The sequence below is a fragment of the Blautia sp. JLR.GB0024 genome, from assembly GCF_037000545.1.
Lineage (GTDB): Bacteria > Bacillota > Clostridia > Lachnospirales > Lachnospiraceae > Blautia > Blautia celeris.
Genome location: NZ_JBANBF010000018.1, coordinates 55467 through 71663 on the forward strand (window position 1 = coordinate 55467; position 16197 = coordinate 71663).

Below are 16197 nucleotides of genomic sequence, written 5' to 3' on the forward strand. Positions count from 1 at the left end.
GAGGTGGTTCCTTGACACGCTTTTTCTGTTGAAGTATGATAGAGGGCAGTAATAAGGAGGGGAACCAATGAAGGGATTTTTGGTGAAGTATAAGAGAGCGTTTCTGTTCTCACTGGTGTTTTCTCTTGTCTGTTTTGGGTTTATGCTGACGCATTTTACCATAACGATCGATGAGGAAACTTGGATTCTGGCAAATCAGCCGTCGCTTTTGTGGCTTTTGCAGGGGAGATTTTCAGTCTGGCTGTTTGATCTGGTTTTTACAAGGGAAGGGAATTTTGCTCCGTTTCTCTGGGATTTCCTTTCGGTGGTGTGCTGGCATTTTTCAGGGGTTGTATTTGTCTATGCGCTGCTGGGTAAGGAAAAGGTCAAAGAGTGGCAGATGTTTTTCTTTACGGCCTATTATGCGTCACTGCCGTTTGTGGTGGGAGAGATTCTTTCTTTTTCCATGTTCAATCTGCAGGTGTGTACAGCAATGGTGGCTGTGGCTTTTGGGTTTGTGTACAGTATCCGGTTTGTGGAGGGCAGGGGGAAAAAGGATGCAGGTCTTGCATTTTTGCTGCTGCTGTACAGTTTTGCTATTTATCAGGCATTGATCTGTGTGTATGTGACAGGGGTGGTGGCTTATTGTCTTCTGAAATTTGTGAAGAGGGAAGAGAAGGGGCTGCTGCGGTTTATTGTGACCTGTGCGGTGCTCTGCGCTGCGGCTGCTGCGGTATATTATGGGATTGATATGATCATCTGGCATTTTTCAGGGACTGCCGGGTATCTGGAGGAGAATTATATCGGCTGGTTCAGTGAGAACTGGAAGGCAATGTTCGCGGCTTCCGTTCTCAATGTGGGCAGGGTCTCTTTTTCCATTCCCTATGAGGGAGAATATATTTACGGCGGAGAGGTGATCCGCTGTGTGACAGTGCTCTTTGTAATCTATGCTGTCTGGCTGTTTTTTAGGCGCAGAGGGGCAAAGGATAAGCTTGGGGTATTTTTCTATACGGTTGCTCTTTGTATTGCACCCTTTGTTATGTATCTGCTTTTGGCAACCTACAAGACCCATGGCAGGATGCTTCTGGCAATTCCCCTGGCGGGTGCTGTGCAGATTTATCTTATATTCAGTGCGATCAGAAGAAATGTGGTAAAGAAGGCCATGATCGTGCTTGTGTCTTATCTGCTGTTTCTGAACGCGAGGAATATGAATATGATCTATTATTATGGAAGTATTGCCTATCAGAGGGATGTGACCACAGCGTCCCAGCTCATGTATGACATCCAGAGAGCAGGCATGGACTACCATGCAAAGCCCATAGCTTTTGTGGGGATGGTACAGCCGGACGAGCTGCCTGTTCAGAAGTCGGATACACTGGGCGGCTCCATTTTCGCCTGGGATGAGGGAAATGTATCCAGAATGAAGGACTTTCTCCGAACACAGGGGTACGCAGTGACAGCGGCATCTGCAGAGATGATCGGAAGAGCCGCAGCGGAGGCGGAATCCATGACCTCATGGCCGCAGGAGGGCAGTATCCGGGAAGTGGATGACATGATCATTGTAAAATTCTCACAGCCCACGGAAAAATGGTACAGTGTAAATAATGTAGTGACAGAATAATGCGGATGACCGCAGTGTGAAGAACAAACGCACTGCGGTTATTTTTTTCGGAAATGAATAAAAAACAAATTGTATTGAAGTGCATACAAGTGATACTCTATAGGTAAGAACTTTATGAGGAAAAGGAGCATTCAGGATGACAAAACTGGTGATTAACCCAAAGGTAAAGAAGAGTAAAATACATAAGGAGATTTACGGACATTTCTCTGAACATCTGGGAAGATGTATCTATGAGGGGCTGTATGTGGGAGAGGATTCCCCGATTCCAAATGTGAACGGTATGCGGACGGATGTAGTGGAAGCCCTGAAGGAAATGAAGATTCCGGTGCTGCGCTGGCCGGGGGGATGTTTTGCGGATGAGTATCACTGGAAGGACGGAATCGGGCCGAAAGAGAGCAGGAAGAAAATTATCAATACCCACTGGGGTGGTGTTGTGGAGGACAACAGCTTTGGAACCCATGAGTTTTTTGAACTGTGCCGCCAGCTTGGCTGTGAGGCCTATGTAAACGGAAATGTGGGGAGCGGAACTGTGCAGGAAATGTCAGAGTGGGTGGAGTATATGACCTTTGACGGTGTTTCTCCCATGGCAGACCTGAGAAAAGAAAACGGACATGAGGAGTCCTGGGACGTGGCGTTCTTCGGTGTGGGAAATGAAAACTGGGGCTGCGGCGGAAATATGACGCCGGAGTATTACGGCAATGAATACCGCCGTTATCAGACCTATGTGAGAGATTATAAGGCGGATAAAAAGATATACAAAATTGCCTGCGGAGCAAATGTGGATGATTATGAGTGGACAGAGGGTGTGATGCATACCTGTTTCCGCCACAGCCAGCCTTTCCAGCACGGATTTATGGATGGCCTTTCCCTGCATTATTACACGCACCCGGAGGGATGGGACATTAAGGGAAGTGCCACGGATTTTGATGATAAGGTCTGGTACAAAACTCTGAGCAAAACACTTTATATGGAAGAGCTGATCAACCGTCACGGTGCCATTATGGACAAGTATGACCCGGAGAAGAAGATCGGAATGATCGTGGATGAGTGGGGGACCTGGTTTACCGTGGAGCCCGGCACAAATCCGGGATTTCTTTACCAGCAAAACACCATGAGGGATGCACTGGTGGCAGGCATCAATCTGAATATTTTCAACAAACACAGTGACCGTGTCCATATGGCAAATCTGGCCCAGCTTGTGAATGTTCTCCAGTCTGTGATCCTGACAGAAGGGGAGAAGATGCTGCTGACACCGACCTACCATGTATTTCACATGTATAAATACCATCAGGATGCGGATCTTCTGGAAAGCCGTATCGACACAAAGACCATAGGAGCGGAGGCGGAGTATCAGGTGCCGAACCTGACAGAGTCCGTATCAGTGGATGCGGAGGGAGTGATGCATATAACAATCACAAACCTTTCCCTGGATGAGGATTACGATGTGGATGCACTGATCCTGGAAAAACCTGTGACAGAGGTTAGAGGAGAGATCCTGGCGGAAGAGATGCATGCCATGAATACTTTTGAGGAGCCGGAAACTGTTAAGGTGAAAGAGTTTAGAGATGTGAAGATCACGGACAAAGGAATTGCGTTTACCATACCTGCGTGCAGCGTGCTGCATCTGGCAGTAAAATAAGAGAAAAACAGGGCGTTTTCCATGGGGAAAGCGCCCTGTCTGCGTCATCCCAGGAAGGCAAAATAGAGGATGACGATCATGCCGAGTATGATACGGTAGACACCGAATATTTTAAAGTCATGTTTTCTGATGTAGCCCAGAAGCATGCGGATGGCAAAAATGGATACGATAAAGGAGACAAAGGTTCCGATTATCAGGAGAATCCATTCTTCACCGGAAAACATGCCTGTTTTCAGGAAATATTTCAGCAGCTTCAGACCGCTGGCGCCGGCCATGACCGGTATGGCAAGAAAGAAGGAAAATTCACTGGCTACATAACGGGAGCAGCCAAGAATGACAGCGCCCAGGATGGTTGCACCGCTTCTGGAGGTTCCGGGAATTGCCGCCAGCACCTGGAAACAGCCGATGAAAAAGGCGGTCTGATAGGTAAGTGCCTCCAGAGATTCCATTTTCGGCTGCTTTTTTCTGCTCTCAATGACAAGAAAGGCAATACCGTACAGGATCAGGGTTGCAGCGATTATGTATACACTGGACAGATAGTCCTCCAGAACCATATCAAGGGGCAGTCCCGCGATCACGATGGGAATACATCCCACAGCCACCTTTTTCCACAGTGTGTAGGTCTCCTGTTTTTCAGCGGTACTTTTCTTTGGAGAAAGGGGGTTCAGCTTGTGGAAAAACAGGACCAGAACAGCCAGTATGGAGCCGAACTGGATCACCACTTTGAAGACTTCAAAAAATTCCGGTGTGGAGGTCATGGGCCAGATATTGTCAAACAAGATCAAATGCCCTGTGCTGCTGATGGGCAGCCATTCTGTGATACCCTGAATGATACCTAGAATGACCGCCTTTAAGATTTCAATAAAATCCATGAATACTTTTCCTTTCTGTGATGCCCGTCGTGAGTCGTGAGATTACTGGTTGTTTGGTGTTTCGATGCGGCGGATTTCCTTTGTGCGGATTTCCTTGCAGAGAGCATCAATGAAATCATCCAGGGATTTCTGGCCTTCATCACCAAGGAAACGGCTTCTGACTGCCACTTTTCCTTCTGCTTCTTCCTTTTCTCCCACAACGATCATGTAAGGAACTTTTGCGAGCCTTGCCTCACGGATCTTGTAGCCAATCTTTTCGGAACGCTCGTCTATGGTGCAGAGGATACCGTTTTTCTTTAACTCGCTTTCTACTCTGACTGCGTAATCCTGGTATTTTTCAGAGATGGGAAGGATACGGACCTGTTCCGGGCAGAGCCAGGTGGGGAACATGCCGGCATATTTTTCAATGAGCCATGCCAGAGTTCTCTCATAGCAGCCAATGGAAGTTCTGTGGATAATGTACGGGCGGACTTTTTCTCCGTTCTGGTCAATATAGTACATGTCAAACTGTTCAGCCAGCAGTGCATCCCACTGTATGGTGATCATGGTATCCTCTTTGCCGTATACATTTTTGGCATTGATATCTACCTTGGGGCCGTAGAAGGCGGCTTCTCCCACATCCTCCACAAATGGAACATCCAGTTCCACTAAAATGCTGCGGATATGCTGTTCCGTCTGTTCCCATACCTCGGCATCGCCGATATACTTTTCTGTATTTTCCGGGTCCCATTTGGATAAATGATAAGTCACATCATCCTGAAGGCCCAGTGTGGTCAGGCATTTCTTGGCAAGCGCCAGACAGCCTTTGAATTCTTCCACCATCTGATCCGGGCGGACGATCAGGTGGCCCTCCGAGATGGTGAACTGGCGGACACGTGTCAGGCCGTGCATTTCGCCGGAATCCTCGTTTCTGAACAGTGTGGAGGTCTCGCTGTAGCGAAGAGGCAGGTCGCGGTAGGAGCGCTGTCTGGATTTATATACATAATACTGGAAGGGGCAGGTCATGGGGCGCAGAGCAAACACTTCTTTGTCTGTCTCCTCATCTCCCAGAACAAACATGCCGTCCTTGTAGTGGTCCCAGTGACCGGATATCTTGTATAAGTCACTTTTGGCCATGAGGGGTGTTTTGGTACGGATATAGCCCCAATTGTTGTCCTCCTCATCCTCGATCCATCTCTGGAGTGTCTGGATGATCTTAGCGCCTTTTGGCATCAGCAGGGGAAGGCCCTGTCCGATCACATCAACGGTGGTGAATAATTCCATTTCACGTCCAAGCTTGTTGTGGTCACGTTTTTTGATCTCTTCCAAGTGCTGGAGATATTCGTTCAGCTCATCCTTTGTGGAAAAGGCGCTGCCGTATATTCTCTGCAGCATGGGTTTGCTGGAATCCCCTCTCCAGTAAGCACCTGAGGAGGAGGTCAGTTTAAACGCTTTGATGCCTTTTGTGTTCATAAGATGAGGTCCTGCGCACAGATCAACGAAATCTCCCTGGGAGTAGAAGGAAATCTCAGCATCTGCGGGAAGGTCTGTGATCAGTTCCACTTTGTAGGGTTCTTCTTTTTCTGTCATGAGGCGAATGGCCTCCTCTCTTGGGAGCGTGAAGCGTTCGAGTTTGTTTCCTTTCTTGATGATCCGTTTCATCTCTTTTTCCAGTTGGTCAAGGTCCTCTCTGGAAAATGGTTCTGCCTCAAAGTCATAGTAGAAGCCGGTGTCGATTGCCGGCCCGATTGCCAGTTTGGCATTGGGAAACAGATGTCTGACAGCTTCAGCCAGTACATGGGAGCAGGTATGGCGGACAACACGAAGTCCTTCCGGATCTCTGGCTGTGAGAATGTTCAGGCTGCAGTCCTTGTGGATGACAGTTCTTAAATCCACGATCTGACCGTCCACCTGGCCTGCGCAGGCAGCCCGTGCCAGTCCTTCGCTTATGTCAAAGGCAATGTCAATGACTGATTTGGATTCCGTATATTCTTTTACGGAGCCGTCTTTTAATGTGATCTTCATTCTTTTTTCCTCCATGAGTAATTGATTAAATAAAAAAACCCTGAACAATCCTAAGACTGTTCAGGGACGATAAACAAGATACCGCGGTTCCACCCTTTTTGCAAATACCACTCATTCAGACGATAACGGTGTCGGCCGGACTTTATTAAAGCCGCTCCAGGGTGGTCTTCAAATGTTTCCCCATAGAATGCTCACACCGTATGCATTCCTCTCTGCATGGATAGACATTTTACTCTTCCTGTCTACGCGTTGGATCATATGGCAGAATGCAGCGGCAGACCTGTTGAAAGGCGGCGGATACATTCTGAATTGGTGTTTAGCATATCATCTATGGGCGTGAATGTCAAGTCAGGAGCGTGAGGATTTTCAGGGACGGAGATAGTTTTTCATGTTTTTCAGCGCGTGCTTTTCCAGACGGCTGACCTGAGCCTGGGAGATGCCGATTTCCCGGGCAACCTCCATCTGGGTTTTTCCTTCGTAGAAACGCATTTCGATAATGTGTTTTTCCCTGTCATCCAGGCGTTTCATGGCCTCCTTCAGGGACAGATCCTCGATCCAGTTTTCCTCTCTGTTCTTTTTATCACTGATCTGATCCATAACATACAGGGTATCCCCGCCCTCTGTGTATACAGGTTCGTAGAGGCTGACCGGGCTTTGGATGGCATCCAGGGCATAGACAATGTCTTCTTTTTCAATGCCGATCTCCTCGGCAATCTCATTGATGGTGGGCTCTTTGAGATTTTTCTTGACGTAATTTTCTTTGGCATAGATGGCTTTGTACGCTGTATCCCGGAGAGAACGGCTGACCCGGATAGAGTTGTTGTCGCGCAGATACCTGCGGATCTCACCGATGATCATGGGAACCGCATAAGTAGAAAATTTCACGTTCAGTGTCGTGTCGAAATTGTCAATGGCCTTCATCAGCCCAATGCAGCCAATCTGGAAGAGATCATCTACATTTTCGTTGCTGGCGGAGAAGCGTTTGATGATACTGAGCACCAGCCTCAAATTTCCCTTGATATATAATTCTCTGGCTTCCGTATCTCCCTTTTTGATCCGCTCGAACAGAATGTCTTTCTCTTCATTGGTAAGTACAGGGAGTTTGGAAGTGTTCACACCGCATATTTCAACTTTATTAAGTGCCATTGCAAGAATCCTCCTGGAAATTTTAATGTCTAGTAAAATGATTCTCACCTGGTGCGGACAATATACGACAACCTGGAAAATTTAATAAAGTTTTAGCCCTTGACAATTCAGAAAAACAGATATAAAAACCCCTTGTTTTCAACAAAATTGTTTGGAAAACAAGGGGTTTGGGTTATGGTTAAAGCTGTTCAAACCGGGGAATGGTAATCACTTCCCCGCCTTTCATGGCGGATTCATGTGCACAGATTCCGGTGCCGGTCCAGTAGGCGCCCATGATATCATCGATGGCGGGTTTTCGGTCTTCCAGGATGGAGCGGACGAATTCATGTACCAGGTGGGGGTGAGAACCACCGTGTCCGCCGCCTTGCTTAAAAGAGAGGTGTGTATTTTCATTGTTGTAAACCGTATTGGTGGTGAAGGATGCAATCTCATCAGGCAGAAGGTAAGCATAATCAGGTATCCTGACCCGTTCCTCCAGAATTTCTCCGCCTCTGCTGGATTCTTCTTTTTCTTCATTCAGGATATCCACTTTCTGCAGTGCTCCTGTTCTGGTGTAGATGACAGGATCTTCCTCTGCAAGCTGCTGCCACTCAAAGCTTTTATTCTCCCCATATACACGGAAACACTCAGAATAACTTCTGGCAACTCCGTATAAAAAGCGCTCCATCTCAATTGTGATATCACTGTCCTGAAGGGTGATAAAGGCTGCTTCAAAAGCGTAAGGGCATCCATACGGTTCTTCCAGTTCGCGGCGGACTTTACCTGAACCTCTGGCGTATACTTTTTCCGGCAGATGTCCCGCAAGCATCAGACACGGTGCAACCGCATGGGTGGGATGCATAAGGGGAGGAAAACCTTTCCAGTAATCAGGCCAGCCTTCCATATCCTGATAGTGGGCGCATGTCATGTACTGCAGACGACCAAGTTCCCCTTTCTCATACAGTTCTTTCAGATAGAGAAATTCCCTCTGGAAGATGGTGGTTTCCATGAACATATAATTCTTGCCTGCGGCCTTTCTTGCGGCAATAACCTGTTTTAATTCCTCCAGGCTCATGCCCATGGGGATTGTGCAGCCGCAGTGTTTTCCTGCATTCAGCACCCGTACAGAAAACGGTGCGTGTGTGGAAGGCGGCGTCACCAGATGGACGGCATCGATCTCGGGTATATCCAGTACATCCTGCAAGTCAGTGAAGCACTGGCTTTGGGGGATGCTGTACCGTTCTCTGGCAAGGTCCAGAAGTTTTTGATTTTTGTCTACAACATAGACCTTATCCACATCGGGATGCCTGCAGTAGATGGCAACGAATTCCAGTCCAAAGCTCAGCCCAACCAGGGCTACATTTAATTTTTTCATATTCAAAGTCCTCCTTTTCTTCTGTACATAAGATTTTAGTCCAGATACACGTATCAGGGAATGAAGATAACTTTTGAATCAGAGCGAAATAATCGAAAAAACAGACAGGTTTTTTTGCGGATCAGTACATATTTTATTTTTAAGCCGTAAAAAACTTAAAAATACAACAGGTGGAAAAAAGATAAGGAATTTGAAAATTTTTTAAGAAGGAACGGTAAAAAGTCAAATAATATATTTATTCTAAAAATAACAGGGATATGTTTTAATGTGTTTATAGCAATTCCGAAACAGCCGGCGTTTTGAAAATGCAAAGAAGGGTACAGTAAACCGTTAAAAAATTGTAAGGAAAAGAAGGTATGAAGGTATGAAAAGAAAAAAAGTGACAGCCGTACTGATGGCGGCAGCAATGATATTAGGGACCACAGCGTGCGGTAGTTCCGACAGCGGTCAGGAGAACAAGAAAGAAGAAAGCACCGAGAATGAAAAAAAGGAAGACAGCCGGGAGAACAGTGATAAGGGAGATTCTGCAGAGATTACACTTCTTATGACAAATGACTGGGTTGATGAATCCACGGACCTTGGCGGGGAGTTTACAAAGACTATCAGGCATTATGAGGAGGAACATCCCGGTACAAAAATCACGCTGCAGGGAGCTTCCCAGCAGGATATTAAGGAATCTTTTCAGACAGCGGCCCTGGCAGGCGGCGGTGCAGATATTGTGATTATGGATAATTCAGGACATGCCATTGATTTGGCGGCAATGGGTCTTCTATATCCTTTGAGTGAACTGGCCACGCCGGAGGATCTGGTTTCCCAGTATCAGGAAGGGCCGCTGAATTCCGGTAAGTTCCAGGGAGAATATTACTCTGTTCCCTGGTACATGGACTGCTGCGGTTTGTACTATAACAAGGAACGTCTGGATGAACTGGGACTTTCAGTTCCCACAAACTGGGAAGAGCTTTCCGGTGCCCTTGAAAAAGTGAAGGAGGCCGGATACGGCGGAATCATCACCTATCAGAGTGCATATGCGTTTTATTCCTTCTTCTATCAGAATGAATGTCCGGTCATTGATACCAGCGGTGAGACACCATCTGTGGTGATTGATAATGAACAGGGGAAAGAAGCCTGGGACTATATCTGCGGCATGATTGAAAACGGAGGACTGGTAGAATCATTTAAAGAGGCTACAACATGGGATAAGGTTTATGAAAGCTTTGCCAATGGAGAGGCCACCTTCCTTCTGGGCGGGGACTGGTGTGCAAACGGTGTTGACGGTATCAATCCTGATCTGAATTATGGGATCACCACCATGGTGGAAGGAAAGACACAGGCAACCGTACTGGGAGGCTAGACCTGGAATATCAACGCTAACAGCAAGAATCCGGAACTGGCATATGATTTGATCCAGTACATCAATTCTGAAAAAGGGGATCCGATTCTGGCTGTCCAGGGAAAGATTTCCGCACGTAAGGATTTTGATTATGCAAAAGCGCTGGAGGGAAAAGAACGCCTGAAGGTATTTACAGATGAGTTCCCATATACCTGTGCCCGTCCGGCTGTTATCAATGAAAAGGCCATCGACGAACTGATCACCAATGCGATCCTGGAGGTGGATTACGGAAAGGCAACGGCAGAGGAAGCGCTTAAGTCCCTGACGCAGAAACTGAATGAGAATATTGCATCCAACTATAAGTAGACAAGAAAGCGGGTTATCGTCTCTCCGGCGCAGCCGGGGAGAGCTGCCCGTCCTGAGGTGGGATTATGGGAAGAAAACAAAAAAGGGCGGGACTGGAACTGAAGAAAAACTGGCCTGGATATCTGCTTCTGGCACCGGCGGTCACGGCAGTCCTGGCCCTCTCGATCTATCCGCTGTTCCGCGGTATTTATCTTAGTTTTGTCAATTACAATCTTGTTCGTCCAAAGGACAGTATCTTCAATACCTTTGCAGGACTGGAAAATTATAAGAATATATTTGCCAACAAGATTTTTCTGCAGTCTATCGGAAATACAGTAAAATGGACACTGGTGAATCTTGTTATACAGCTTGTGGCAGCCATGCTGCTGGCGCTGGCACTGAATATGAAACTGAAAGGAAGGTCTGTATACCGCACTTTGATTCTGGTGCCCTGGGCTGTTCCGCACGCGATCGCGGCAATGACATTTACCTTTTTATATAATGCAAATGTGGGAATCATCAACATACTTGCCGTAAAGTTAGGAGCTATCACGGAATCCATCTCCTGGCTTGGGAATATCGGCTCTGCCTTCTGGTGCGTGGTTCTTGTGGCAATCTGGAAGGGGATTCCGTTCCAGATGATATTTATTCTGGCTGCGCTGCAGGGCATTCCCGGTGATGTATATGAGAGCGCTGAAATTGACGGGGCCAGCCGTTTCCAATGCTTTTGGAGAATCACGCTGCCTATCATCAAGGAGCCGCTGGCAATAGCCACGATTTTGAATCTTATAGGTATTGTGTCCTGCTTTAACACCATCTGGCTGATGACCGGCGGCGGCCCCCTGTACAGTACGGAGATACTTTACACCTTTGCCTACCGTGAGGCCTTTATTAACCATAACTTCGGTACGGCAGCGGCGGCGTCTGTGATTTTATTTATTTTCATGGCAGTATTTTCCGGGATATATCTGCGCATGGTAAGTGAGAAAGAGTAGAGGAGGGGCAAATGCTGAATAAAAAACAGAAAAAGAATATCAGAATGGCAGGTGCTTATATCTTTACAGTTCTGATGGTATTTATTGCTGTGGCACCGTTTGTATACGTTGTGCTGACAGCGCTGAAAACACAGGAACAGATATATGATCCAAAGCAGATCATTCCTACATATGTGACATTTGAAAATTTCCGCCATGTGATTTTTGAATCAAATTTTGTTAGATATTTTATGAACAGTATATTTATTACGGCAGTGACAACGGTTATCTGTATGGTATTGTCTGTCATGGCTGCATATGGGCTGACAAGATACCGCATTTTGGGCGCCGGGAAAATCAAGATGGCAGTGCTGATGACGAGAATGTTTCCGGGAATCCTGCTGTGTATACCGTATTATATTATCATGAAACATTTTCAGCTCATTGACAGTTATGGGGGGCTGATACTGATGTACTGTTCCTTTACCCTTCCTTTTGCCATCTGGAATACCTGTGCATTTTTTTCCACGATTCCGTGGGAACTGGAGGAATCAGCCATGATCGACGGATGCAGCAGATTACGTTCCTTTTTCTCCGTTATCTTTTACGTGGCAAAACCGGGACTGTTTGTGACAGCGCTTTTCTGTTTCATGTCATCCTGGGATGAATATATGTATGCATCTATTTTCATCAACACAACACTAAAAAAGACCATTCAGGTGGGAATGCAGGATTTTATCGGACAATACTCTGTGGACTGGGGATTATTGATGTCAGCAGTGGTTATCAGCCTTGTTCCCATATTGCTGTTCTTCGCATTAGTGCAGAAGAACCTTGTGGAAGGACTGTCTGCCGGAGCTGTGAAGGGGTAGATTTAAGGGTTGGCGCACAAAATGTGCGGCAGCCCTGTTTTGCTGAGCAGGAATTGCGGAGAAAGCCATATAGCTTAGACAAGCTTCGCGATGGGCCGAACTGGAAAGTAATGGGAATACAAGGCGAAAAGTTGACAAAAAGATTTAAGATATTAGAATGAAGGATAAAAGAGGGCGGATACCGTATGGAGAGGGAAAGAAGCAGACATTTCAGTTTGAAAAACAAAAGTATCAGGACACAGCTCATTGTGTACATGGGGTGTTTTGTGGTCCTGCCGTTATGTCTGGCACTTATGTTTCTGAACATTTATTTACAGAGGGTTACAACAGAAAACATGACCAGTTATGATTCAACACTTCTGTCTCAGATCAAGGCAAACGGAGATCAGATGATTGAAGTGACCAACTACTCTACCAGTATGATGATGACCAGCAAAAGTGTATTGGAGAATCTGCACACGATGGCTCGTTCCGGGGACAGTTATGATCTGTATCGGGCTAAGACAGAGCTGTCAGCAAGGCTGTCTGAGATGGAAAGCTCAGTTCTGAATGCAGTGGGGGGCAAAATTGCCATTTTGACAAACTCCGGATATCTGATCGGTGCACACAATCTGAGCCGTACTTCCGTAGATTATGAAGGACAGGACTGGTATCAGCAGATTGTATCCAATGGACGAAAAACCACTTTCTGCACAGAACTGCAGGATTTTTTTGCAGAGATGACCACATATCCTATACGGGAATACCGCTATCTCTACATCGGCAGAAGTGTGCTGGATTATTCCGGCGAGAAGCTGGGGGTTCTTCTCATTCAGCTCTCCGGTACAAAAATATGGGGGAAATTCACGCAGGCCATGGTGCCCCTGGACGAGGGGACTTTTTATATTTTTGACGGCAGCAGGGAAATGCAGATGGAATATAATGGGGAAAAAGATAGGCTGGTGCAGTTACTCATAAAAGAGGAACCTGTGTGGAGGAAAGAAGCCGATACCATAATCCAGGGAGTTTTGAAAAATGGTTATAAGTACATGGCAGTTTCTATGGAGCACGGCGGGAATACTTTGGTGTACGCCGTTCCGGGCAGGGTCTATCTGGAGGGAAATCTTAGGATTTCCAGAAATATTCTCGGAATGGTTCTGCTTTTAATTGCCGCCACCATAATCACCATGATTTATTTTTCCAGGAAACTGTCAAGGCCACTTACGAATCTGGTGGAGAATCTGGAAAACTCTGAGAACGGAATCCTGAAGATTCAGGAGCCGGAACAGTCATTTCTGGAAATACATAAATTTATTGCAAGCTACAACAGGGCGGGACTGAGGATAGAAGAACTGATTGAAAAGGTGAAGACAGAAAGCCATCTGAAAGAGAAGGCTCATTATGAGATGTTGATGTCGCAAATCTCTCCGCATTTTATATTCAACACCGTGAATTCTATCCGAATCATGGCCAGGGAGGAGCAGGATGTGAGGACCTCCCGTGCATTGGAATCCCTGGGGGAAATCCTGCACGGTGTCTATGACAACAGAAACGGCATGACAACAGTGGGACAGGAGACAGCGCTTTTAGAGGCCTATGTGGATATTATGAAATTCAGATTCGGAAATTCTTTTCAGTATTATAATGTGATCCCCACGGATTTATATTTCTATGAGATCCCTGCATTTACCATGCAGCCTATTGTGGAAAATGCTATTCTGCACGGCGTAAAAGATGTGACGGCGGGGCAGATCATTGTCTCAGCAGTGGAGTATGAGCATGATTTTCTGATTTCCATATTTAACAACGGAAATTCTGCAGATAAGGATATGGTGGAGGAGATGCTGAAAAGTCCGCACAGGAATCAAAGGACATTTACCGGTATGGGGCTTTACAATGTGAACTCCCGTTTAAAAATGCTGTACGGGGACAATTATGGGCTGATATTCAATGAACAGGTAAAAGCGGGATTTGAAATATGGATTCGGATTCCAAAGAAAACGGAATTTCAGGCACATTCACGGGCAGAAAGGAAAGGGTATGAAGAATAAGGTATTGATCATAGAAGATGAGATATTGGCCAGAGTCGGCCTGCATCAGCTCCTTGATTGGGAGGCTCTTGGATTTATTCTGCTGGAGGATGCAAAGGATGGACAGGAAGCAATCCAATCCATAGAAAATAAGCATCCGGACATTCTGCTTCTTGACCTGAATATACCGAAAGTGAACGGACTGCAGATTCTGGAATATTTAAATAAAAATAATCTGGACTGTAAAGTTATTGTTATAAGCTGTAATGAAGAATTTGAGATGGTAAAAGAGGCCATGAAGCTGGGGGCATATGATTATCTGCGGAAACTGAATCTCTCTTCCCAGGAGCTGAAAGAAATTCTTTTGAAATGCAGGGCAGAAAAGCAGCCGTTTTTCCGTGTCCGGGAAATACGGTATGAGGAGATTATCAGCCACACAGGAAAAGACATCTTTCAGGATGTGGGGACTTACCGGACGCTTCTGTGTATCCTGCCCCATAAAGAAAAACAGGATGGGATATTTTCTGTTACCGAGCAGTGCAGAGCGTGGTTTCAGAAGCGCGGGCAGGAATATCTGCAGATTCACAAAGGAGCGCAGTGCTGTTATTTTGTGTTTGACAGCCGGTTTCCGGGAGAATTTTATGAGGAGCTTTACCAGATATTGATGCAGCGCTGTCTGATAAAGTTATATTTGGGAATCTATGAGGGGGTCATGAAGGAAGAGACGGACATTAACCGGGCCATTGCCCTTGCAGAGCAGATTCAGATGATGAGCTATTATGATGAAGAGCAGAGAATACATTATTTTACAGAAAAAATACCGGCGAAAGAGCACAGTCCAAATAGAATGCCGCATATGCAGGCAGCGCTGAAGAAGGCGGTAAGTGAATTGGACAGGGAGGAGATAAAAAAGACTATAACACATATCTTCACGGCTGTATATGAAGAACGGTATATAAATATCAATGTGCTGCGGCGAATTTTTATGGATATGCTTGGGGTATTCTCCATGACTGCCCAGGGATTAAACGGGGCTATTGAAGAAATTGAAGTGCGCGGTGATAATTGCCATTATCAGTCACTGATGATGAGCAGCAGTTTGTCAGAAATAGAAAAATGGTTTTTGGAATTTACAGATGCTTTTTATGAACGGTTTTTGATTGATTATAAATGCAGCCGCTCTGAGATTCTCTGCAGTGTTTTTCATTATATTGATACACATCTGAGGACACAGATACATCAGTCAGAAGCAGCCAGAGAGATCGGTGTTTCCAGTGCCTATCTGAGTACAGTATTTAAAAAGGAGATGGGGCAGAATTTTATTGAATATGTGAATATGAGGAAGGTGGAGCTGGCAAAGGAAATGTTGGAGAAGGGTTATCTCGTATATGAGGTTTCTGATGTATTGGGATTTGAGAACTGTACATATTTTTCAAAAGTGTTCAAAAAATATACGGAAATGTCGCCGGATACGTTCAGGAAAGAGAAAGGAAATAAAAAGTTGTAAATGACAATATATAGATTGCAAATGCAAAATGAATATGATATCATAAAAATTGAGGAACAACCGTGTGAAAGGGTGGCTTGACCTTCATTCTATAGAGAATGGAGGTGGTGCACATGAAGAACAAATTCAGTTTTAATGATCTGATGCAGTTCGGAATTTTTCTAATCGCACTACTGACTTTCATTTACTTGATGAGTCATTAGTTTACATAGAAAAACCACCCTTAAACTTTGACGAGCGGGGGTGGATTTTCTACTTTTGCATAGGTCAAACCACTTTGGATGGTTGTTCCTTTTCTATTTACAATATATCATATTAGTAGGTGAAATTCAATAGGTTTTGAAAATTTAATTCATGAATAAAACGATTAAATAATTTGTTTATATCAAGATATAGATTGCAAATATAAATATAGGTATACAAAACAGACCACAGACAAGCATAAATAATAAGCATTCATGTCCTGTCAATGAATGCATGGATCAATACAGGAAGTTTGCAGTAAACAGTATTGCTAGGGGTAAAAATACAAGAATATATTATAA

Annotated in this window: 12 protein-coding genes and 1 other annotated feature; of the genes, 8 read left to right on the forward strand and 4 right to left on the reverse strand. The window is 45.5% G+C overall.

Going from position 1 to position 16197, the window contains the following annotated elements; all coding sequences use genetic code 11:
• Window positions 1–67: 67 nt before the first annotated feature.
• Both V8Q34_RS24265 and V8Q34_RS24270 read left to right on the forward strand, forming a co-directional pair.
• A complete protein-coding gene (locus V8Q34_RS24265) occupies window positions 68–1600 on the forward strand; it encodes a glucosyltransferase domain-containing protein (RefSeq protein WP_335836479.1) in 1533 nt (510 codons plus the stop codon).
• Between the two features lie 136 nt (window positions 1601–1736).
• Complete coding sequence (locus V8Q34_RS24270) at window positions 1737–3239, forward strand: alpha-N-arabinofuranosidase (protein ID WP_103731711.1); 1503 nt, start codon at window positions 1737–1739, stop codon at window positions 3237–3239.
• Window positions 3240–3283: 44 nt separating this feature from the next.
• On the opposite strand, the gene V8Q34_RS24275 is transcribed toward V8Q34_RS24270, so the two are convergent.
• From V8Q34_RS24275 to V8Q34_RS24290, 4 genes are all read right to left on the reverse strand, one after another.
• On the reverse strand, window positions 3284–4111 hold the full coding sequence (locus V8Q34_RS24275; protein ID WP_335836480.1) for an undecaprenyl-diphosphate phosphatase: 828 nt from the start codon (window positions 4109–4111) through the stop codon (window positions 3284–3286).
• A 42-nt stretch (window positions 4112–4153) separates the two neighbouring features.
• Entirely contained in the window at window positions 4154–6115 is a 1962-nt protein-coding gene (gene thrS / locus V8Q34_RS24280; RefSeq protein ID WP_033142664.1) for a threonine--tRNA ligase, read from the reverse strand.
• A gap of 59 nt (window positions 6116–6174) precedes the next feature.
• Window positions 6175–6369, reverse strand: a binding site (T-box leader).
• Between the two features lie 112 nt (window positions 6370–6481).
• The gene (gene sigG / locus V8Q34_RS24285) at window positions 6482–7261 is read right to left on the reverse strand and encodes an RNA polymerase sporulation sigma factor SigG (protein WP_033142663.1); all 780 of its coding nucleotides are present in this window, start codon (window positions 7259–7261) and stop codon (window positions 6482–6484) included.
• 178 nt (window positions 7262–7439) lie between these two features.
• Window positions 7440–8615 (reverse strand): Gfo/Idh/MocA family protein, encoded by a 1176-nt coding sequence (locus tag V8Q34_RS24290; RefSeq protein WP_335836481.1) that lies wholly within the window; start codon window positions 8613–8615, stop codon window positions 7440–7442.
• A 364-nt stretch (window positions 8616–8979) separates the two neighbouring features.
• On the opposite strand from V8Q34_RS24290, the gene V8Q34_RS24295 reads away from it, so the two are divergent.
• The 6 genes from V8Q34_RS24295 (at window position 8980) to V8Q34_RS24320 (ending at window position 15652) form a co-directional block, all read left to right on the forward strand.
• Entirely contained in the window at window positions 8980–9966 is a 987-nt protein-coding gene (locus V8Q34_RS24295; RefSeq protein ID WP_335836482.1) for an ABC transporter substrate-binding protein, read from the forward strand.
• A gap of 48 nt (window positions 9967–10014) precedes the next feature.
• Entirely contained in the window at window positions 10015–10311 is a 297-nt protein-coding gene (locus V8Q34_RS24300; protein WP_335836483.1) for a hypothetical protein, read from the forward strand.
• 65 nt (window positions 10312–10376) lie between these two features.
• Complete coding sequence (locus V8Q34_RS24305) at window positions 10377–11285, forward strand: carbohydrate ABC transporter permease (protein WP_148393311.1); 909 nt, start codon at window positions 10377–10379, stop codon at window positions 11283–11285.
• An 11-nt stretch (window positions 11286–11296) separates the two neighbouring features.
• Complete coding sequence (locus tag V8Q34_RS24310; RefSeq protein WP_227211050.1) at window positions 11297–12136, forward strand: carbohydrate ABC transporter permease; 840 nt, start codon at window positions 11297–11299, stop codon at window positions 12134–12136.
• A 185-nt stretch (window positions 12137–12321) separates the two neighbouring features.
• Window positions 12322–14166 (forward strand): cache domain-containing sensor histidine kinase, encoded by a 1845-nt coding sequence (locus V8Q34_RS24315; protein ID WP_227211049.1) that lies wholly within the window; start codon window positions 12322–12324, stop codon window positions 14164–14166.
• Window positions 14156–15652 (forward strand): response regulator transcription factor, encoded by a 1497-nt coding sequence (locus V8Q34_RS24320; protein WP_335836484.1) that lies wholly within the window; start codon window positions 14156–14158, stop codon window positions 15650–15652. The genes V8Q34_RS24315 and V8Q34_RS24320 overlap by 11 nt, the downstream gene beginning before the upstream one ends.
• Window positions 15653–16197: the final 545 nt, after the last annotated feature.